The 21,359-nt window shown below is 47.5% G+C and carries 20 protein-coding genes and 1 riboswitch; of the genes, 10 read left to right on the forward strand and 10 right to left on the reverse strand.

Annotated elements, in window-relative coordinates:
* Positions 1–100 precede the first annotated feature (100 nt).
* Both DPF93_RS09895 and DPF93_RS09900 read left to right on the forward strand, forming a co-directional pair.
* Entirely contained in the window at positions 101–571 is a 471-nt protein-coding gene (locus tag DPF93_RS09895; protein WP_114766027.1) for a NanQ anomerase/TabA/YiaL family protein, read from the forward strand.
* A gap of 2 nt (positions 572–573) precedes the next feature.
* A complete protein-coding gene (locus tag DPF93_RS09900) occupies positions 574–939 on the forward strand; it encodes a hypothetical protein (protein ID WP_114766028.1) in 366 nt (121 codons plus the stop codon).
* A 76-nt stretch (positions 940–1,015) separates the two neighbouring features.
* On the opposite strand, the gene DPF93_RS09905 is transcribed toward DPF93_RS09900, so the two are convergent.
* The 8 genes from DPF93_RS09905 to DPF93_RS09940 all read right to left on the reverse strand — a co-directional run bounded on the left by DPF93_RS09905 (position 1,016) and on the right by DPF93_RS09940 (position 8,751).
* Positions 1,016–1,531: a YgjV family protein gene (locus tag DPF93_RS09905; RefSeq protein ID WP_114766029.1), complete on the reverse strand. Its 516-nt coding sequence runs from the start codon at positions 1,529–1,531 to the stop codon at positions 1,016–1,018.
* Complete coding sequence (locus DPF93_RS09910) at positions 1,531–2,196, reverse strand: hypothetical protein (protein WP_114766030.1); 666 nt, start codon at positions 2,194–2,196, stop codon at positions 1,531–1,533. Before DPF93_RS09910 ends, DPF93_RS09905 begins: the two co-directional genes overlap by 1 nt.
* A gap of 83 nt (positions 2,197–2,279) precedes the next feature.
* Positions 2,280–2,906, reverse strand: a complete 627-nt coding sequence (locus tag DPF93_RS09915; protein ID WP_114766031.1) for a bifunctional 4-hydroxy-2-oxoglutarate aldolase/2-dehydro-3-deoxy-phosphogluconate aldolase — start codon at positions 2,904–2,906, stop codon at positions 2,280–2,282.
* Positions 2,907–2,939: 33 nt separating this feature from the next.
* A complete protein-coding gene (locus DPF93_RS09920) occupies positions 2,940–3,875 on the reverse strand; it encodes a sugar kinase (protein ID WP_114766032.1) in 936 nt (311 codons plus the stop codon).
* On the reverse strand, positions 3,875–5,296 hold the full coding sequence (gene uxaC, locus DPF93_RS09925) for a glucuronate isomerase (RefSeq protein ID WP_114766033.1): 1,422 nt from the start codon (positions 5,294–5,296) through the stop codon (positions 3,875–3,877). The genes DPF93_RS09920 and uxaC overlap by 1 nt, the downstream gene beginning before the upstream one ends.
* Before the next feature lie 83 nt (positions 5,297–5,379).
* Positions 5,380–6,846: a fructuronate reductase gene (locus tag DPF93_RS09930; RefSeq protein WP_114766034.1), complete on the reverse strand. Its 1,467-nt coding sequence runs from the start codon at positions 6,844–6,846 to the stop codon at positions 5,380–5,382.
* Positions 6,847–6,917: 71 nt separating this feature from the next.
* Positions 6,918–8,219 carry a TRAP transporter large permease gene (locus DPF93_RS09935; protein ID WP_114766035.1) on the reverse strand — a complete coding sequence of 434 codons (1,302 nt, stop codon included), beginning with the start codon at positions 8,217–8,219 and terminating at the stop codon, positions 6,918–6,920.
* Positions 8,220–8,238: 19 nt separating this feature from the next.
* Positions 8,239–8,751 (reverse strand): TRAP transporter small permease, encoded by a 513-nt coding sequence (locus DPF93_RS09940; protein WP_114766036.1) that lies wholly within the window; start codon positions 8,749–8,751, stop codon positions 8,239–8,241.
* A 315-nt stretch (positions 8,752–9,066) separates the two neighbouring features.
* Here DPF93_RS09940 and DPF93_RS09945 point away from each other — a divergent pair, with 315 nt between their 5' ends.
* From DPF93_RS09945 to uxuA, 3 genes are all read left to right on the forward strand, one after another.
* Entirely contained in the window at positions 9,067–10,050 is a 984-nt protein-coding gene (locus DPF93_RS09945; RefSeq protein ID WP_114766037.1) for a TRAP transporter substrate-binding protein, read from the forward strand.
* Between the two features lie 100 nt (positions 10,051–10,150).
* Positions 10,151–10,939 carry an FCD domain-containing protein gene (locus DPF93_RS09950; RefSeq protein WP_114766038.1) on the forward strand — a complete coding sequence of 263 codons (789 nt, stop codon included), beginning with the start codon at positions 10,151–10,153 and terminating at the stop codon, positions 10,937–10,939.
* A gap of 126 nt (positions 10,940–11,065) precedes the next feature.
* A complete protein-coding gene (uxuA, locus tag DPF93_RS09955; protein ID WP_114766039.1) occupies positions 11,066–12,253 on the forward strand; it encodes a mannonate dehydratase in 1,188 nt (395 codons plus the stop codon).
* A gap of 68 nt (positions 12,254–12,321) precedes the next feature.
* Here the strand turns inward: uxuA and DPF93_RS09960 are convergent, their stop codons facing one another.
* Together DPF93_RS09960 and DPF93_RS09965 are read right to left on the reverse strand one after the other, a co-directional pair.
* Entirely contained in the window at positions 12,322–12,747 is a 426-nt protein-coding gene (locus DPF93_RS09960) for a phosphate-starvation-inducible protein PsiE (protein WP_075652084.1), read from the reverse strand.
* Positions 12,748–13,114: 367 nt separating this feature from the next.
* The gene (locus tag DPF93_RS09965) at positions 13,115–14,485 is read right to left on the reverse strand and encodes an NCS2 family permease (RefSeq protein WP_114766040.1); all 1,371 of its coding nucleotides are present in this window, start codon (positions 14,483–14,485) and stop codon (positions 13,115–13,117) included.
* Between the two features lie 64 nt (positions 14,486–14,549).
* A riboswitch (purine riboswitch) is annotated at positions 14,550–14,649 on the reverse strand.
* A gap of 335 nt (positions 14,650–14,984) precedes the next feature.
* Here DPF93_RS09965 and gmk point away from each other — a divergent pair.
* The 5 genes from gmk to recG all read left to right on the forward strand — a co-directional run bounded on the left by gmk (position 14,985) and on the right by recG (position 21,196).
* Positions 14,985–15,608, forward strand: a complete 624-nt coding sequence (gmk, locus tag DPF93_RS09970) for a guanylate kinase (protein WP_114766041.1) — start codon at positions 14,985–14,987, stop codon at positions 15,606–15,608.
* Between the two features lie 113 nt (positions 15,609–15,721).
* Positions 15,722–15,994, forward strand: coding sequence for a DNA-directed RNA polymerase subunit omega (gene rpoZ / locus DPF93_RS09975; RefSeq protein WP_075652078.1), 273 nt, complete (start codon positions 15,722–15,724; stop codon positions 15,992–15,994).
* A 36-nt stretch (positions 15,995–16,030) separates the two neighbouring features.
* Entirely contained in the window at positions 16,031–18,151 is a 2,121-nt protein-coding gene (spoT, locus tag DPF93_RS09980) for a bifunctional GTP diphosphokinase/guanosine-3',5'-bis pyrophosphate 3'-pyrophosphohydrolase (RefSeq protein ID WP_114766042.1), read from the forward strand.
* A 62-nt stretch (positions 18,152–18,213) separates the two neighbouring features.
* Positions 18,214–18,897, forward strand: coding sequence for a tRNA (guanosine(18)-2'-O)-methyltransferase TrmH (gene trmH, locus DPF93_RS09985; RefSeq protein WP_114766043.1), 684 nt, complete (start codon positions 18,214–18,216; stop codon positions 18,895–18,897).
* A 220-nt stretch (positions 18,898–19,117) separates the two neighbouring features.
* Positions 19,118–21,196 (forward strand): ATP-dependent DNA helicase RecG, encoded by a 2,079-nt coding sequence (gene recG / locus DPF93_RS09990; RefSeq protein ID WP_114766044.1) that lies wholly within the window; start codon positions 19,118–19,120, stop codon positions 21,194–21,196.
* The last annotated feature ends 163 nt before the right edge of the window (positions 21,197–21,359 follow it).

Consider the following 21,359-nt stretch of genomic DNA (forward strand, 5'->3'; position numbering starts at 1 on the left):
TCCGCTTCTCCTTCCTAACTAAAATTGGTCAACCAATACTACTAAGCATTTTATAATTAGCCTTTCTAACACCGCCGCTTGCGTGGTAATGAGGTATAAAGTGTTTAAAGGCAACCTATCTGAGCTGAGCAACTATCAGCACCTGCCAACTAAGCTGTTAAGCGTTATCGAACAAGTCAAACAGCGTATTTATGATTCTGTTGAAAATGGTCGCTACCCAATTGAAGGTGATGACGTATTTTTCTTTGTGGTAGATGACAACACTCAAGAACTGAGCGATCGTCGCTCTGAATGTCATCGCAAGTACGTTGATGTGCAAATTCTGCTGGCTGGTGAAGAGCGTTACGGCTACAGCCTACAACCATTCCAAAGCCTTGCTGAAGATCTGCTCGATGCAAAAGACATCGCTTTCAGTGAAGACTTGATTGATGAACAGTTTGCCGATCTGAATGTGCACGACTTTATCATCTTTAATGTCGCGCAGCCGCACCGCCCGTTGATAGCAATCAATCAACCAATGCCAGTGCGCAAAGCCATCATTAAAGTGGCAAACGACTGGTTGGAGGCGTAATCATGCACACCCTAACTTGGAATGACAGCAATATCCCGCACCAAATTGCGCTGGAGAACGAAGGTCAACATGCGCGTATTGAGATGCGTATTGTTAAAGACATTGAACCAGAAGTGATTGGTTTAAGTGTTGATTGGTCACTAGAAACTCTTGCTGAGGCTTGGCAAGGCGCGGCAATGCCAGTTTCCGAAGCTTATGATGATGGCGATCTCTACTCGCAGGTACGCGTGCTATTTAACTTAGAAAATGGCTGCGTGATCTGGATGGTTAACCATATCAAAATGCCATGTGGCAACAAAATGTCGACTGACCGTCTTGCTTGGGTTCCAGCTATGCACGGTAAAGATGGCAAACTAGTCGCGATTTAATCGCCCGATTAGATAAAGCGATACAACTATCCAAAGATAAAACCGAGCTTCAAGCTCGGTTTTTTAATGCGTAGAATCAAACTGCCGCACGCCGCTCTGCACGATACATTCTGACAATAGTCAGACTGTTAACGATGATAAAGGTTAACTCCATCAACGTGCCGCCGATCGAACCGAGCAACAAATTATTGGTCACCCAACAGAACGAGTTAAACATCACCAGTAGGCGCATCTGAATGCCTTGGGTTTTAAACAATGCCCAAGTAGCCACTGACGAGCCAAAGATGGTTAACAACTCATAGCTGTACTCAAGTTGTGGCAGCCCCATAATCCAAAGCATGGCGATAAAAAACAGCATCACCCAAGTCGACTGGGTTTTGGTCGAAGCATAACTGCGAATCGCACTGATACCACAACCAAACGCAGCCACCAGCGCGCCCATCATAATAAAGTGACTGCACAAGACGATTTGAAACAGCATCAAATGCAGACGAAACCGGCGCCCATCACTGTGCAAAAATGCCGTCGCACCAATAGCAAATGCGACCATTCCGATCGCTTGGGCAAGGTTCCACTCAGGTAACGTGACCATTAGTCCTCTCCCTGCTCGGCGTGCAATCTTAACTGCTCAACTAAATATTCAAGACAAGAACTAGGGCTGGTCAGTACCTTTGCCTGGCAAGTGTCCGCCAGTAATTTCACTGCCGGTGCCATCGAGGCTTGAGCGAGCAAAATCACGTCATCCTCAGCGCAATATTGGCTGATGTGTTCGGCAATCGTCTGCTGATAAGCGAGTAAGTCACTATCAAGGTAGTGTTGCCAAGCGCCCTCAATCACTTGCACTTGGGTAAGGGTCTCACTCTCCGCTTGATACTCTGCCAACAAACTCATGGTCGGTTCAAGGGTGGTTGAAAGCGCGGCTAACACCTTAAGTTGCTTAGCTTTACTCGCCGCTTGCGCCATGGGTCTGTCAACGCGCAGCACCTTGGCATGATCGGTGGCGCTGGTTTCAGCTAAACGACCGATACTTGAACAAGTGCAAATAATCCAATCGGCTCCTTGTGCTTCGAGCTCTTGCACTTGCTTTGCCACTTGGTTTGTTAGTTGCTCATCAAACCCCACATTGCTCGCGTACTGCAAAAGCTCGGGAGCACAACAATGCACCACATCGGCAAACTTGGCTAACTGGCTCTTTTGAATGCAATCATCAAACAGGGTTTGATTGGCAGCTAAAGTATGTAAAAACGCGACTTTCATCCTAAGCGCTCCTTCAAAAAAGGCTTCCTGATGGAAGCCTTACTCTACTCACTTTATTCCCGTACCTAATTTGGCAGCGTGGCTTATTTAACTAAGTCAGCCGCTTCGCGTGCTAGACGACCAATCTCGTCCCAACGACCTTCGTTGATCATCGCCTTATCTACCATCCAAGTACCGCCACAAGCGATAACACGGTCAATCGCCAAGTAATCTTTTACGTTGCTTGGGCTGATACCGCCAGTTGGCATAAATTGAATTTGCGTGTAAGGACCAAGCAGAGATTTCACCATGTTGATACCGCCAGACGCTTCAGCTGGGAAGAATTTCAGCGTGGTTAGACCCATTTCGATTGCCGCTTCTACCGCACTTGGGTTGTTTACACCCGGTACGATATCAATACCGATTTCACGACATGCGTTCACTGTATTTGGGTTAAAACCTGGTGATACCACAAACGTTGCGCCCGCATCTTTCGCTGCTTGTGCTTGTTCGCGGTTTAGCACTGTACCTGCACCAATTAGCATCTCAGGTTGTGCTTCACGTAGTAGACGAATCGCTTCCACTGCTGCATCAGAGCGGAAAGTGATTTCAGCCGCTGGCAAACCGTTTTCTGCTAGTGCTTTACCTAGTGGGATGATGTCTTCTGCGCGATCAATCGCGATAACTGGAATTACTTTAATCGCTGCAAGCTGCTGTGCAATAGTTGTCATTTTTTGTACCTTAATTTCAATTCTGTTATTTTATTACGCGAAATCAATCGCATCAGTGGCTTGTTTAGGGATGATCGCCCCTTTATGCTGGATCACGATACCCGCGAGTTGGTGACCTTGGCGAGAACACTGTTCTGCATCTTTACCTTGTAGGTAACCCGCTAGGAAACCGGCGTTAAATGAATCGCCTGCCGAGGTGGTATCGACCACAGTTTCAACCGGTGTAGTCGGAATAGTTTGGTGCGTACCAGCAACAAAATCGTTGTAGTGGTTGCCTTGTGCGCCCATCTTCACCACCGCTTTTTTCACACCAGCCGCTTGTAGGCGCACCAGCGTTTGCTCTTCATCGCTATCGCCCCAGAGATTTTGCTCGTCGTCGTTGGTCACTAGAGCAAGATCAGTCAGCGCTAGAATTTGACGGTAGCACTCACGCGCTTCATCGGCGTTTTGCCATAGCGCAGGACGGTAGTTAGAATCAAAGGCGATCTCAACACCTTGTTGGCTCAGTTTCGCCAACATCTCAACCAGGCGAACGCGGTCTTCGGCTGGAAGAATCGCTAAGCTGATACCACTTAGATAAACCATATCGACATTGACAAGTGCTGCTTCCACTTTGGCAAAATCAGCATGCTGCATCATGTAACGCGCAGCTGATTGGTTACGCCAGTAAAGGAAGGTACGCTCACCCTTTTCATCTAGCTGGATCAAATATAGACCCGGCTGACGCGTGCCATCACGCAATACTAATTCGGTGCTAACACCTTCTTCTTGCCAACGCGAAATCATGCCATCGCTGATCGCGTCAGTGCCTAGCGCAGAGACATACTCCACGCCAACTTGTCCTTTTGTGCATCGCGCAAGATACACAGCGGTATTCAATGAATCACCACCGTAAGTTTGAACCATGGCACCAAAAGGGGCGCCATTTAGTTCAATCATGCATTCACCTAGTAAGGCGATACGTTTCATTATTTCTCTCCTGGTAGAGTGAAGTACGTTTTCGCGTTGTGATAGCAAATATCTTGCACCATTTTACCTAGCATCGGCATATCGCGTGGCACTTCACCGTTCTCTGCCCACTGTCCCATCATGTTACAAACAATACGACGGAAATACTCATGACGAGTATATGAAAGAAAACTACGAGAATCTGTTAGCATTCCTACAAATTGACTCAATAATCCCAATTGAGAAAGTTGCTGCATTTGACGTTCCATGCCGTCTTTTTGGTCATTAAACCACCAGCCAGAACCAAATTGGATCTTGCCTGCGATGCCACCACCTTGGAAGTTACCAATCATGGTTGCCATCATTTCGTTATCACGTGGGTTTAGGCAGTACAGAATGGTTTTTGGCAACTCGTTAGTCACATCCATAGCATCCATTAGGCAAGCCAGTTGCAGCGCGAATGGACGGTCACCAATCGAGTCAAAGCCACAGTCCACGCCTAACTGGCGGAACATACGGGTGTTGTTGTTACGCTGCGCACCAATGTGTAGCTGCATCACCCAGCCGCGTTTTGCGTATTGCTTACCCAGCCATACTTGTACGGCAGTGCAGAATTGGTCAATTTCTAGCTCAGACAGTGTTTCACCTGACAGGCGACGCGTAAGAATGCTGTCTAGCGTGCTTTCGGCTGGTACTGCTGCGTAACGCACAATTTCAATACCATGGTCAGCGGCGCGACAACCGTGCGCACTAAAGTGCTCAAGACGACGCTCTAACGCAGTCAGCAGATCAGCAAAGCGGGTGATTTCCACATCCGCAGCTTCACCAAGTAGTGTCATGTATTCAGCAAAGCCTTCTAGCTCAATTTTGAACGCACGGTCAGGGCGCCAGCTTGGCGCTACTTCAACATCAAAGCTTTCATCTTCAGCAATCGCTTTGTGGTACTCAAGCGTGTGAATTGGGTCATCGGTTGTCCCTGCCATCACCACATTCATCTGCTTCATGATGCCGCGTGCTGAAAACTCAGGCGTTGCCAATAGCTCATTACACTCATGCCAAATTTCATCGGCAGTTTCAGGACCAAATAGCTTGCCTGTTACACCAAATGGGCGGCGCAGCTCTAGGTGAGTCCAGTGGTAAAGTGGGTTACCCAGCGTTTGTGGAACGGTTCTCGCCCATGCTTGGAACTTCTCGTAATCTGAAGTTTCTTTACCAGTGATCAGTGACTCTGGCACACCTGCTGAGCGCATACCGCGCCATTTGTAGTGATCGCCTTCCAACCAAATTTGACCCAAGTTATCGAACTGACGGTTTTCCGCTACTTCTTTAGGGTTTAGGTGACAGTGGTAATCATAGATAGGCATCGCTTTCGCGTAGTCATGGTATAGCTCGCGAGCGGTATCATTTGCTAGTAAGAAGTCTTCACACAAAAAGTTTTTCATCGTTAACTCCATTGGCGCCGGCATTGCCCACACCGAAGATCGGGTAGAAATAGAAATGCCCTCACTTAGGAGGGCATATTAAATTAGATAAGAGAGGCTACTGCGCCGCGAGCACCATCGCTCAGTAGACGCTGGTATGCGTCAGTTACTGCGGTTACGAAGGTTTCATTTTGGATTAAATCAGTACCAAAGATGGCTTCAATCGATAGTAGCGCTTTAACTACGCTTACGTTCAAGCCGTGCTCTGCGTAAATCGCTTGGAACTGCTCAACCATTGGGTCGCGAACATCAATCGCTTCGCCTTGCTCAGTTTGTGCAGCAACATAACGCATCCAGCCAGCAATACCCATTGCAAGCCATTTAAAGTCTGTACCTTGCGCTAGGTGATGACGTAGTGAACCCCCCATACGTTGTGGGATCTTCTGGCTGCCATCCATCGCGATTTGCCAAGTTTGGTGCTTTAGGCTTGGGTTGGTAAAGCGCTCAATCAGAAGCTTAGCGTACGCTTCTAGATCTGTACCTTCAGGCATGTTTAGCGTTGGCGCTTGCGCTTTCATCATCATGTCGAATGCCGCTTGGCGGTAATCTTCATTGGTCATGGTATCTGAAATGTGCGCGTAACCTCCTAGGAAGCCAAGGTAAGCTAGGAAAGAGTGGCTGCCGTTTAGCATGCGCAGTTTCATTTCTTCAAATGGTACTACGTCAGCAACAAACTCAGCGCCAGCTACGTTCCAGTCAGGGCGACCAGCAACGAAGTTATCTTCGATAACCCATTGACGGAATGGCTCACAAGCGATGCCACAAGAGTCAGCAACGCCAACAAGCTCTGCGATTTCGTTTAGTGTTTCTTCTGTTGCCGCTGGTACGATGCGGTCAACCATGGTGCATGGGAAAGTCACATTTGCTTCAATCCACGCCGCCAGCTCTGCATCCACCAAGTTAGCGAAATCCAGTACCGCAGCGCGAGCAACGTGACCGTTTTCTTGCACGTTATCGCAAGACATCACGGTAAATGGTGCAATACCTTTTTCACGGCGCTGACGCAGTGCTTCAACAATGTAGCCAATCGCTGAGTTTGGATCTTGCGGGTTAGCCAAATCGCTCACAATCAGTGAATTAGTTTTATCCAAACGACCAGTTGCAGGGTCTGCACAGTAACCTTTTTCCGTGATTGTCATAGAAACAATCGCGACTTGTTCTTCGGTCATTTTTGCCAGTACAGCCGCTTTGCCATCTAGCGTTGGGTGGAGTGATTCCGTTACCGAACCAATCAGTTTTACTTCTGTCGCTTGTGCGCCCTTTTCTGCCACTGTGTATAGGTGGTCTTGTGCGCGCAGTTGTTCAATCAGCTCTTCACCGCCGAACAAGTTAACTTCACAGATGCCCCAGTCACTGCCAGTTTTTTCTAACATTTCGTTAGTGAATAGCGCTTGGTGTGCGCGGTGGAAAGCACCAAAACCTAGGTGCACAATACGGCTTTTCAGAGCAGAGCGATCGTAATTTGGTCGAACAACTTGAGCATTCAGAGTGGTATTTGCGATTGTTTTCATTGTTTTTTCCTAAACCTTACCGCCGTAGCGGTAAGGTATTTTGTTGGGAGGCAAATCCGAAATTTGGGAAATTAGTAACCTAGGAACAGTTGTGGTAGCAGTAGACTGATTTGTGGAATGAAGGTTACTGCTAGTAGTGCTAGGAACAGTGCTGCGTAGAAAGGCAACAAAGGTTTAATTACTTTATCGATACTGATGTTAGCAACAGAACAACCTACGAATAGCGCACTACCTACTGGTGGCGTACATAGACCGATTGCAAGGTTGAACGTCATCATGATGCCGAAGTGTACTGGGTCAACACCTAGGTCCAACACGATTGGTAGGAAGATTGGTGTAAAGATAAGTACCGCTGGCGTCATATCCATGAAGATACCAACAATCAGAAGAATGATGTTGATGATCAGTAGGATGATCAGTGGGTTTTCAGAAACCGCTAGTAGTGCATCAGCAATCATGTAAGGGATATCAGCGTTCGCCATCGCCCATGACATACCCATTGATGCGCCAACAAGTAGCAACACGATAGAAGTCGTTACCGCAGACTCAAGAACGATTTTTGGTAAATCGCCTACTTTTACTTCACGGTAAACACCAACCGCTAGCACTAGTGTGTATACCACCGCGATAGCTGAAGCTTCTGTTGCGGTAAAGATACCACCGATGATACCACCCATGATTACTACGATAAGTAGTAGTGATGGTGCTGCTTTAATGAAAGTATCCCAAACAGCTGCAAGTGTTGGACGTGGTGCAACTGGGTAGCCGCGACGCTTAGCAATGATACCTGCTACAACCATCAAGCTTAGACCCATCAAGATACCTGGTAGGTAACCGGCTAGGAATAGTGCTGCGATTGATGTACCGCCAGATACAAGAGAGAAAACGATTAGGGTATTACTTGGCGGAATCAAAAGACCAGTAGGACAAGAAGTGATGTTTACTGCTGCGCTGTACGCTTCATCGTAACCATCTTTCTTTTGTAGTGGTGCCATCGTACCACCTACTGCCGCTGCAGATGCTACTGCAGAGCCAGAGATAGAACCAAACATCATGTTTGCTAGTACGTTTACGTGCGCCAGTGAACCAGGTAGACGGCCGCCCAATACTTTAGCAAAGTTGATCAGACGTAGTGCGATACCGCCTTGGTTCATGATGTTACCCGCTAGAATAAAGAACGGGATAGCCAATAGAGCAAAGTTATCTAGACCAGCCGCCATACGCTGAGCCACTACTGCGATTGCAGGCTCTAGTGGCAGGCTCATCATGATCGTTGCCAGCGATGACAAACCAATCGCAAATGAAACTGGAATACCCAGCGTCAATAAGACTGCAAAAGTACCAAATAGGGTAAGAATTAATTGCCATTCCATTGTGGAATTCCTCTAGAAATTAGTTTTGTTGTACGTCGCTAACAGCCACGTCGCCAGAAATCAATTGTTGAGTCTTTTCAATGCCATAGATCACTGAGTAGAAAATCATCAACGCACCACTAATTGGTAGACAGAAATAGATGTAGCCCATTTCCCAACCTAGCGCAGGGGTCAACTGACCTGTTGCTAGCGTTTTAATTGCTAGGTTTGAGCCGCCATAAACCAACACAACCGATGCGAATACCGCGATAGCAATTTGAATAATTATTTCGTTGATAATTTTGCGCTTACCTTTCAGCTTCATCGTCATCAGGTCGATCGCAAGGTGGCGTTTAAGGCCCGTGGTGTAAGCCGCACCGATCAGTGCCACCCACATAAACAAGTAACGTGCTAGTTCGTCGGTAACGGTACTTGGTTTACCAATGATGTAGCGTGATAGCACCTGCCAAACCACGCAAAGCACTAGGAAAGAAGACAGCGAGACGGTAAATGTCGCCAAGCCTTTATTGATGTAATCAACCAATTTTTTCATTATTGTTTCCTTAACAACGTCGCTATTTCATATAACGAACCGCGTCTCGCCACTGGTTAACCAATATAAACTCAAGCTCATATTATCTGACCAATAACATTTCTTTTTCTGCGGGCATTATAGGCAGTATCACTTTGTTGACCGTGACCAGCTTCACATTTGGATTGGTTGACCAATTTAAGGGTTTTATCTGTGATATTGCTCAACCAATTGTGTTTTTTGTTTTGACGGTGCTAGAAATTGGTCGCAAGATTGGCTCCGAAACCTGTAACCCCCTACAAAAATTTACGGATTCCATCTCACGGAGAAACCATAATGAAAACACGTAAAAGTGTCCTAACAGCTGTGATTGGTGCGGCGCTAACATTCGGTGTAAGTGCACAAGCGTTTGCTGCTACTACTCTAAAACTGAGCCACAACCACACTCGTGACCACGCCGTGCATAAAGCAATGGATGCAATGGCTAAAGAAGTGCGTAAAACCACTGACGGTGAAGTACGTATTCGTATTTACCCTGATGCACAGCTGGGTTCTCAGCGTGAATCGATGGAACTGATGCAAAACGGTGCGCTGCACATGGTTAAAACCAACGCAGCTGAACTAGAAGCGTTCGCACCAGCTTACTCAGCATTCAACATGCCTTACCTATTCCGCGACCAAGCACACTTTTACGCAACTCAAGAAGGTCAAATCGGTGAGGAAATCCTAGCGTCATCTCGTGAAAGCGGCTTTATCGGTCTGACTTACTACGATGCAGGCGCACGTAGCTTCTACACCAACAAACCAATCAACTCACCTGAAGATCTAAAAGGTCTGAAAGTACGCGTACAGCCAAGCCCATCAGCAATCGCGATGGTTGAAGCACTAGGTGGTAGCCCAACACCACTAGCATACGGTGAGCTATACACCGCTCTACAACAAGGCGTTGTAGATGCTGCAGAAAACAACATTCCTTCATACGGCATGAGCCGCCACAGCGAAGTATCTAAGTACTTCTCGCTTGATGAGCACACTATGGTTCCTGACGTACTAGTAATGTCGACAGATGCATTTGATGGTCTATCTCCAGAGCACCAACAAGCAGTGAAGACAGCAGCACTGAACTCAATGCAGCTAATGAAGACACTGTGGGCTGAATCTGAAGCTGAAGAGCGTAAGAAAGCAGAAGATATGGGCGTAACGTTTGTCAATGTAGACAAAGCATCATTTGTGCAAGCGGTACAACCAATGTACGACGACGTGAAGAAAAACAACCCAGAGTTGTCTGCACTGATCGAGCGTATTCAAGCAGTTAAGTAATTAACTAAAGTAATTTTGTTAGAGAAGTATAGGTATTGCCACATAACTATTGAGATAGGTTGACCAATTACTTTGATTGGTTATGATGGCGTGAGTAGTAATGGAAATAAGCGATAACATCATCATGATGCCTTTTGAACCCAAGCGTCCTTACCAAGAATTGGGTTTGGTTTTACGAAAAGAGTTAATTGAAGGTCACTATAAAGTTGGTGATCGTCTACCGCCTGAGCGCGATATTGCTGAACGACTTGATGTCAGCCGTACAGTTGTACGTGAAGCAATCATCATGCTTGAGCTAGAAAACCTTGTCGAAGTAAAGAAAGGCTCTGGTGTGTACGTCACAAATATTCCTGACCAATCACCTCATCGCGAACGCATCATCAGTGATGATGCGGGACCTTTCGAAATGTTACAGGCGCGACAGTTACTGGAAAGTAACATTGCAGAGTTTGCTGCAATTCAAGTTACGCCTGGCGACATCGCCAAAATGCGCTCAGCGCTCAAATTAGAGCGTCAAGAGTTAGCAGCACAAAGCGAACAATGCGTCGGAGACGAGCGATTCCATATGAGCATTGCTGAAGCGACACACAACTCTGTGTTAGTCGATATGCTGAAGCAATCATGGGATCGCCGTGAGCAAAGCCCAATGTGGCAAAAGCTCCACTCGCGCATTAGCGGTCATGACTACCGCCAAGAGTGGATGGAAGATCATGCGAAAATCTTGGCTGCGATGCAGCGTAAAGATCCGATCGCCGCGAAAAACGCCATGTGGCAGCACCTTGAAAACGTAAAACAACGACTTCTCGAACTATCCGATATAGACGACCCGGACTTTGATGGCTATTTATTTAGCTCCAACCCAGTCGTCTTACTAGGCGGCGGAAAATAATCCGCCCCTATAGGTAGCTTTGCTAGCAACCTAATAATACCTACAAAGTCGTTATATTTATTATTCGCAACTTAGCCACTCACTGAGCTGAGCGGTTCAAGTCTGCCCATTGAAAGGTAATTTGTCATGGAACAAACGTGGCGTTGGTACGGTCCTAATGACCCTGTATCTCTAGACGATATCCGCCAAGCTGGCGCAACTGGTATCGTGAACGCACTACACCATATCCCAAATGGTGAAGTGTGGACTAAAGAAGAAATCCTAGCTCGCAAAGCAATCATCGAAGCGAAAGGTCTTACTTGGTCTGTAGTTGAAAGCGTGCCAGTACACGAAGAGATCAAAACTCAAACTGGCAACTACCAACAATGGATTGAAAACTACAAGCAAACTCTGCGTAACCTTGCGCAATGTGGCATCGACACAGTTTGCTACAACTTTATGCCAGTTCTTGATTGGACTCGTACTGATCTTGAATACGAAATGGCTGATGGCTCGAAAGCGCTACGTTTTGACCAGATCGCGTTTGCCGCTTTTGAACTTCACATTTTGAAACGTCCTGGTGCAAACGCTGATTACACTGAAGCGGAACAAGCGCAAGCACTTGAATACTTCAACAACATGTCTGAAGAGCAAGTTAAGCAGCTAACCGCCAACATCATCGCCGGTCTACCAGGTGCAGAAGAAGGCTACACACTAGAAGCATTCCAAGCGCAACTTGACCGTTACGCAGGCATCAACAAAGACAAACTGCGTGAGCATATGCGTCACTTCCTAGCTGAGCTTATGCCAGTGTGTGACGAAGAAAACATTAAGATGGCAGTTCACCCGGACGATCCACCGCGCCCTATCCTAGGCTTGCCACGTATCGTTTCAACCATCGAAGATATCGATTGGTTGACAGAGCAAGTGCCTAGCCAGAACAACGGTATCACTATGTGTACTGGTTCTTACGGCGTACGCGGCGACAACGACCTAGTGAACATGATCAAAAAGCACGGCGATCGCGTTTACTTCACTCACCTACGTTCAACAAAACGTGAAGAGCATAACCCAATGACTTTCCACGAAGCTGCGCACCTAGAAGGTGATGTAGACATGTACGGCGTAGTAATGGCGATTCTTGAAGAAGAACAGCGCCGTGAAGAGAGTGGCGATCTACGTAAGATCCCAATGCGTCCTGACCACGGTCACCAAATGCTGGATGACCTGAAGAAGAAAACCAACCCAGGTTACTCAGCGATTGGTCGCTTGAAAGGTCTGGCTGAGGTTCGCGGTCTTGAGCTTGCCCTAAAACGCGCATTCTTCACTAAGTAACCCGAGCTAGTTATGCAAAAGCCCCGCACTGCGGGGCTTTTTCGTTTCTGGTTACTGACAAAATAAAGCTATTCGTCTTTCTCCGCAGTTTTACCATCGATATATGGCCAGTAATGGTGACCAACGCGGATGAGTAAAGTCGCAGCCGCCAATACAAATGCCGCCAGTGATAACCAGACGATCATCACCGAATCGAGCTCTTTCATCCCCAAAGTGATATAGCGCGCGATGGCCATCATGGCGATATAAATTGGGTAGCGCACTGGAATTTTACCGTTCATCACAAACTGCCCCACCATAGCGAGCACTTCGAGATAGATAAACATCAATAAGATATCTTCCAGCAACACGCGTTTTTGCACGTAGATATGAACGAATTCTTCCACCATCGCCCACACCGTCGCCATAGTAATGGCAACCAGCAGCACGGCTTCAAGGATATGGAAAATTTTAAGAAAGGGGCGACTAAACGAAGGAGGTAAATGAGAAGGCATTATGACAATTCCGCTCTGTTATTATTAATATCAAGTATACCCAAGTGACTTCAAGATGCAGGATTCAGAGCGTTGTCATTGACTTAAGTTCTAGGAAAACGATGCAGCGAAATAGTGAACTATTTCCAAGTCGTTTGACACCGAAATTGAAGCATTGACACGCTCCCGAAGGGCGAGTTGCCTTGGCTCGCACACTTCGTTAACGATTTTTGATTTAGAGCCACTAGATCTTCAATTCGTTGCCTTGTCTGCAAGCCAAGGCATTCTCGCTGAACCAAGCATCTTGAGGTTACTTGGGTATAATAGTATCACGGAAATATGACAAGCAATGCCCCTACCTTGGTAGGAGCACTGACGTACAAAGGGTTTAAAGCAGCACAAGGTAGGTCAAAAAGACCAGTGACAATGCGTAAATCACTGGGTGAACTTCTTTACCACGACCAGCCACTAGCATTGAGAAGCTGTAGCTGATAAAGCCCATCGCCATACCGTTAGCTGGCGAGAAGCTAAGTACGGTGAACATAATGGTAAAGAAAGTCGCAATACGTGACTCTTTCTGATCCCAACTGATTTGACCTAAACGACCAATCATGTAGATACCCACGACCACCATTGCTGGCGCAACCATAGCAGCTGAGAAGATCGAGAAGATTGGGTACATAAACAGTGATAGTGCAAACAGACCTGCCACCATCACCGCGGCTAAACCGGTTTTCGCCCCTTGTGAAGAAGCAATACCAGACTCAGAGAACGCCGTAATCGATGTGGTACCCAGAATTGAACCAATCACCGTACCACCCGCATCCGCAACCAGTGCAGAACGTGCATTTGGCACTTTACCGTCATCATCGATAATGCCGGCATCACGCCCAACACCAACGATAGTACTCAAACCATCAAAGAAATCGACAATCAGGAAAATCACCACGATAAACAGTAAATCGAACCATTTGTCTGCCGTTAAGCCCGAAATATCAAATACCGCGCCAAAGGTGCTATCAATGCTTGGTGGCATTGAGAACATCTGATCTGGAATTGGTGCATTGTTGGTGCCCATTACAAGGTCAGCAATCACGGTTAGTAGAATCGCTGACACAAACGAAATAAAGGTCGCCAGTTTGATATCGCGGATCATACAACCAAGTGCGATAAAGATACTGATGTAAGCAATCAGCACTTGTGGGTTGGAGATATCACCCATGCTAACCAAAATGATTGGGTTCGACACGATAATGCCAGCATTCTTAAGACCCAAAAACGCGATAAACATACCCAGAGAAACAGTGATCGCCAGCTTGAGATCCTCTGGAATCGATTCAATCAGAGTTTTGCGAATATTGGTCATCGATAAGATTAAATAAACGATGCCCGAAAGGAAAATACCAAACAGAGCCTCATTCCACACCAAAGCGACAGAGCCACTTAGCAGCATACCTTTAAAGAAGCCGTTCATGCTCATGCCCGGTGCGAGCATCACTGGGTAGTTACCCCAAATACCCATAATTAGGGTCGCAATCGCTGCCGAAAGCGCTGTGGCGGTGAACACCGCACCTTTATCCATACCTGGAATGCCGCCTAGAATGGCTGGGTTGACCGCCAGAATATAGGTCATCGCTAGGAAGGTAATAAAGCCTGCGTATAACTCAGTACTGATGGTGGTTTTGCGCTCTGAGATCTTAAAGATCGACTCTAGAACACCGGCAGATTTTTGCTCTTTAAGGGTAGATTCGAGACTCACTATGTAACCTTTGCAACTGTAAAATTAGAAGAGGGGTACACATGCTGAATAGAGAAAATCTTGACCAATAGCCAAGACTTACTGTAGTCACCAAGATAGGCTCGGTGGTAGAAACATCCAGTCCAATTCACTAGATATATACAGCACGTAAACGTTTGCGCGGATTGTATTGATTTAGAGTAAAAATTCAATGCTTTTTGCTCATTCTCATCAAATTAAGCAAACGTTTGCGAAGTTAGGGTTGATAAATTACGCCTGATTAACCAACCAAGTGCATATTCTATTGGCGTAACTGACTTAGCCGCAATTAAAAGCACCGAGATCGACTTTAGCCGCTCGGCTTGTTTGTTTTCCTTGTGGAGATCCTTATGATCGTGCTACTCTTCGCCTCCATTTTTCTGACCTATTTTTCACCACTCACGTGATACTTCTTGGTCAGTGCTATCTTTAAACTGTCGACTCTTCTCGACACCATCCAACCAAATGTGGAACGTTACATATGGGCAAAGGTACTCTATATATCGTCTCGGCACCGAGCGGCGCTGGTAAATCTAGCTTGATCAATGCGATGCTGGAAACCAATCCAACATACGCGATGAAAGTATCTGTGTCTCACACAACGCGTGGTATGCGTCCTGGTGAGCAAGATGGTGTGCACTATCACTTCGTGCAAAAGGAGCTGTTTGAAGAACTTATCGAGCAAGGTCAGTTCCTAGAATACGCAGAAGTATTCGGTAACTACTACGGCACTTCTCGAGTATGGATTGAAGAAAACCTCGATAAAGGTATCGACGTGTTTCTTGATATCGACTGGCAAGGCGCCCGTCAGATCCGCGAACAAATGCCACTAGCAAAAAGCATCTTCATTCTACCGCCATCAAACGGTGAGTTAGAACGTCGTCTGAATGCGCGTGGTCAAGATAGCGAAGCTGTGATTGCAAAACGCATGGCAGAAGCGAAATCAGAGATTTCTCACTATGACGAGTACGACTACGTTATCGTGAACGATGACTTTGATAATGCACTGGTTGATTTCAAATCAATCATTCGTGCAGAAAGATTGAAGCAAGATAAACAAGCTGCTAAATATAAAGGCATGCTTGAAGCTCTATTGGCTGAGTAAGAGTCTCCCAAAAGCCATATCACCGACGGGAAAACGCTTTGGCTAGAATAAAACCGCTGAAGCCTGTATAATTTCTCGTCATTCAAAAATTTAGTTAACTATTTGGAGTCCTCATGGCACGCGTAACTGTTCAAGACGCTGTTGAAAAAGTTGGCAACCGTTTCGACCTAGTACTGATTGCGGCACGCCGCGCTCGTCAAATGCAAACTGGCGGTAAAGATTCACTAGTGCCAGAAGAGAACGATAAACCAACGGTTATCGCTCTACGCGAAATCGAAGAAGGTCTAATCACTAAAGAAATCCTTGATGCACGTGAGCGTCAAGAGCAGCAAGAGCAAGAAGCAGCTGAACTGGCAGCAGTTAGCAGCATCGCTCACGGTCGCTAATAGACTTTCTCTACAACTATCTTCCGGGCCTAAAGTTTGTATCTATTCGATAGCCTCAAAGACGTTGCCCAAGAATACCTAACAGAGCCTCAAATTGAGGCTCTGCGTCAATCTTATGTGGTAGCGAAAAATGCCCATGAAGGGCAAACCCGTTCAAGCGGGGAACCTTATATCATCCACCCTGTTGCTGTTTCTCGTATCTTGGCCGAAATGCGCCTTGACCTTGAAACCCTTCAAGCCGCTCTCCTGCACGATGTCATCGAAGATTGTGATGTCACTAAAGAAGACCTTGAAGAACAATTTGGCGCTTCGGTCGCTGAACTGGTGGACGGTGTCTCTAAGCTGGATAAGCTTAAATTTCGTGATCGCAAAGAAGCCCAAGCAGAAAACTTCCGCAAAATGGTGCTTGCCATGGTGCAAGACATCCGCGTTATTCTGATCAAACTGGCTGACCGCACGCACAACATGCGCACGCTTGGTGCTCTTCGCCCAGATAAAAAGCGTCGTATCGCCCGCGAAACTCTTGAGATCTACTCTCCTCTGGCACACCGCCTTGGTATCCACAACATCAAAACTGAATTGGAAGAGCTTGGCTTTGAAGCCCTCTATCCAAACCGCTACCGCGTTCTAAAAGAAGTGGTCAAAGCGGCGCGTGGTAACCGTAAAGAGATGATTCAACGCATCCATGGTGAAATCGAAGGTCGCCTAGAAGATGTGGGGCTTAAAGCACGCGTGGTGGGTCGTGAGAAAAACCTGTTCTCCATCTATAACAAGATGAAAACCAAAGAGCAGCGTTTCCACACCATCATGGATATCTACGCATTCCGTGTAATTGTGGACAGTGCCGACACCTGTTATCGCGTGTTGGGGCAAGTACATAGCCTGTACAAGCCACGTCCAGGTCGTGTGAAAGATTACATCGCGGTACCAAAAGCGAACGGCTACCAATCTATCCACACTTCGATGGTCGGTCCTCACGGCGTACCAGTCGAGGTGCAGATCCGTACCGAAGATATGGATCAAATGGCAGATAAAGGTGTCGCGGCACACTGGTCTTACAAAGGCAATGGTGAGCGCACAGGTACCACGGCGCAAGTTAAAGCCCAGCGTTGGATGCAAAGCCTACTTGAGCTACAACAAAGTGCGGGTAACTCATTTGAATTTATCGAAAACGTAAAATCGGATCTGTTCCCAGATGAGATTTACGTCTTTACGCCAAAAGGTCGTATCGTTGAATTGCCACTTGGCGCAACCGCAGTCGACTTTGCTTATGCAGTACATACTGATGTCGGCAATGCCTGCGTTGGTGCGCGCGTGGATCGCAATCCATATCCGCTCAGCAAGGCTCTGAAGAACGGTCAAACGGTTGAAATCATCAGCGCGCCGGGTGCGCGTCCAAACGCAGCATGGCTTAACTATGTTGTGACTTCACGTGCGCGCACTAAGATCCGTCAAGTGCTGAAAACCATGCGCCGTGAAGAGTCGATCACTTTAGGTCGTCGTCTGCTTAACCACGCTTTAGGTCGCCACAATATTGACTCCATCTACCCTGAAAATATTCAGGAAGTGTTGACCGATCTGCGTTTAGATAGCATTGATGATCTGTTAGCTGCCATCGGACTTGGTGAACTGATGAGTATCGTCATCGCCCGTCGCCTATTAGGTGATACCGATGAGTTGACTACCACCAGCTCAATTCCAAGCGACAGTTCAAAGAAACTGCCGATCCGCGGTGCTGAAGGCATTCTGCTGACGTTTGCTAACTGTTGTCACCCTATTCCGGATGACCACATTATTGCCCACGTCTCACCGGGTCGTGGCTTAGTGGTACACCGCGAAACGTGTCCAAACGTACGTGGTTACCAAAAAGAACCGGATAAGTACATGGCAGTCGCTTGGTCGGAAGAGTATGACCAAGAGTTCACTGCCGAGCTGCGTGTTGACGTGCAAAACCGTCAAGGTGCCCTAGCCGAGCTAACCAACGTTATCTCTAAAACCGGCTCGAACATTCATGGTCTCTCAACCAAAGAGCGCGATGGTCGTCTCTATACCGTGACGGTATTGCTGACCACCAAAGACCGCGTGCATCTGGCTGGCATTATGCGTCGCATTAAAGCCATGCCACAAACACTGCGCGTTCGTCGCCGTAAGCACTAATTAACGTCACTTCAGGCCCTTGAAGCTTCGCTTTCAAGGGCCTTATTTTTACGATCACTGTTATGAATCTAGAACGCTACCAACGTATCCAACAAGTCCTTAAAGCTCGCCAAACCGACCTAACCGTCTGCATGGAAGAAGTGCATAAACCTAACAACGTTTCGGCGGTTATCCGCACCGCTGACGCGACCGGACTGCATAAAATCCATGCCATCTGGCCGGATAAAATGCGCACCCTCACCCACACCTCAGCGGGTGCACGCAACTGGGTGGAAGTGGACAACCACCGCACCATTGAAGAGGCAGTAACCGAACTTAAAGCGCAAGGGATGCAGATCCTTGTCACTAACCTGTCTGATACCGCAGTCGATTTTCGTCAAATCGATTACACCAAACCGACGGCGATTATTCTTGGCAGTGAGAAAGTCGGCGCATCTGAGCAAGCGAAAAAGCTGGCAGACCAAGACATCATTATTCCAATGATGGGCATGGTGCAGTCACTTAACGTATCGGTAGCCAGCGCAATTATTCTCTACGAAGCACAGCGTCAGCGCCAAGAAGCAGGTATGTACGACAACGAGCACAGCGCCCTGCCAGGAGAAGTGATTCACCGCACGCTATTTGAACGCGGTCACCCAGTGCTGGCGAAAGTCGCCAAACGCAAAAAACTGCCATACCCGCCACTGGATGACGAAGGTCAGATCGTCGCAGACGAAGCTTGGTGGGCAGAGATGCAGAAGAAGTAACATCAAGATTTGAGAAGTGAGAAAGCATCGCTAAATTAGCGATGCTTCGAGAGTCAATAATCAAGCATCTCATAGCTCAGGGGAAACTCGCACCTTCTCTATTCTCTATTCTCTATTCTCTATTCTCTATTCTCAAAGCATAACGCTCTCTTACTTATTCCTGTACAAAAACACAGCCAAATGGTTAACTATCTGCATCTTAGTTAATGAGCTTGGTGTTATGTCGCAACTTCTGTCTGCTATCCCTCTGACGTCTTTAAGTGGCGTCGGCGCTAAAGTAGCGGAAAAATTAGAGAAGGTTGGTTTGTGCAGTGTGCAGGATCTGTTGTTCCATTTGCCGCTGCGTTATGAAGACCGTACCCGTGTCTATCCTATCGTCAAATTGCATGCTGGTCTGTGGGCGGCAGTGCAAGGCAAAGTCATGAGCGTGGATACCCTGTTTGGTAAACGCAAAATGCTGACGGTAAAAATCAGCGACGGTAACGGCACGCTCACCTTACGCTTTTTCAACTTCACTGCGGGAATGAAAAACAACTTCAGTGAAGGTAAAACCGTGCATGCTTATGGTGAGATCAAGCGTGGTAACTATGGCTTGGAAATCGTCCATCCCGATTACAAGTTCTATGCGCCCAACCAAGTTGCCGAAACAGAACCAAGCTTAACGCCTGTCTACCCAACCACTGACGGTCTGCGCCAAATTACCCTGCGCAATTTAACTGACCAAGCATTAGCGCTACTCGATAAAGCTGCCATACAAGAACTATTACCTAATGGCTTGTACCCGCATCAGATCACCCTCGCGCAAGCGCTGCACACCATTCATCGCCCGCCGCCTGATATCGATTTGGCGCAATTTGATGAAGGTAAGCACCCAGCGCAAGTACGTTTGATAATGGAAGAGTTGCTGGCACAAAACCTCTCTATGCTCGCAGTACGCAGTAAAGGGCAACAAGATGTGGCGATAGCTTTGCCAGCGGTAGAAAAGCTCAAACAACAACTGCTTAGCCAATTGCCGTTCTCGCCAACCAATGCCCAAGCACGCGTAGTCGGTGAGATTGAACAAGATCTTGCCAAACCTCACCCCATGATGCGTTTGGTGCAAGGTGATGTAGGCTCAGGCAAAACCTTAGTGGCGGCGCTTGCCGCAGTACGAGCGATTGAGCACGGTTATCAAGTGGCTTTGATGGCACCAACCGAGCTGCTTGCCGAGCAGCACGCACTCAACTTTGCCAATTGGTTTGAAAGCATGAGCATTCAAGTCGGTTGGCTGGCTGGTAAGCTCAAAGGTAAGGCGAAAGAAACTGAACTGGCACGTATTGCCAGCGGTGAAGCACAAATGGTGGTCGGCACACATGCACTGTTCCAAGAGCATGTTGAGTTTCACAACTTAGCCTTAGTGATCATCGATGAGCAACACCGTTTTGGTGTTCACCAACGCCTAGAGCTGCGCGCCAAAGGTGAGAAACAAGGTAGCTTCCCACACCAGTTGATCATGACAGCCACACCGATCCCTCGCACTCTGGCGATGACAGCTTACGCTGACTTAGAAACGTCGGTGATTGATGAACTGCCTCCGGGTCGAACGCCAATACAGACTGTCGCAATCCCGGATACCAAGCGCAATGACATCATCGAACGTGTGCGTCATGCCTGTTTAAACGAAGGCAAGCAAGCGTATTGGGTGTGTACTTTGATTGATGAGTCGGAAGTCTTAGAAGCACAAGCGGCAGCCGATACCGCAGAAGAGCTGCAACGCATCTTACCGGATGTGAAGATTGGCTTAGTCCACGGCCGTATGAAGCCAGCAGAAAAACAAGCGGTCATGCAGGACTTCAAAGACAACAAACTGCACTTATTGGTGGCCACCACGGTGATTGAAGTCGGCGTAGATGTACCCAACTCAAGCTTAATGATCATTGAAAACCCCGAGCGTCTTGGTCTGGCTCAGTTACACCAGTTGCGTGGTCGTGTTGGGCGGGGCTCCGTCGCCAGTCACTGTGTACTGCTTTACCATGCCCCGCTATCTAAGACGGCACAAAAGCGCCTTGGTGTGCTACGTGAAAGTAACGACGGCTTTGTGATTGCGCAGAAAGATTTGGAGATCCGCGGTCCCGGTGAACTGCTTGGCACTAAGCAAACCGGTATGGCTGATTTTAAGATTGCGGATTTAGTTCGAGATCAACGCCTAGTCCCGGAAGTTCAACGTATAGCCCGTCATATTCACGACAATTACCCTCAAAACGCTTTAGCGATCATCGATCGCTGGCTGGGTGAGCGCGATATTTATTCTAAAGCCTAGCGGATGCGGGACGTTCCCGGAACGCAGTGTTCCATAGCAAAGCGTTCCAATTACCGTAAGCGCAGCGTTCCCAAATCCGTAGCTCAGCAAAACTGAGCGTTCCGTTCTCCGAACCAAAAAAAAGGCCCTGCATCTGCAGGGCGCTTTGGCTTACCAACAACTT

The organism is Vibrio rhodolitus (genome assembly GCF_003350325.1).
GTDB lineage: Bacteria > Pseudomonadota > Gammaproteobacteria > Enterobacterales > Vibrionaceae > Vibrio > Vibrio rhodolitus.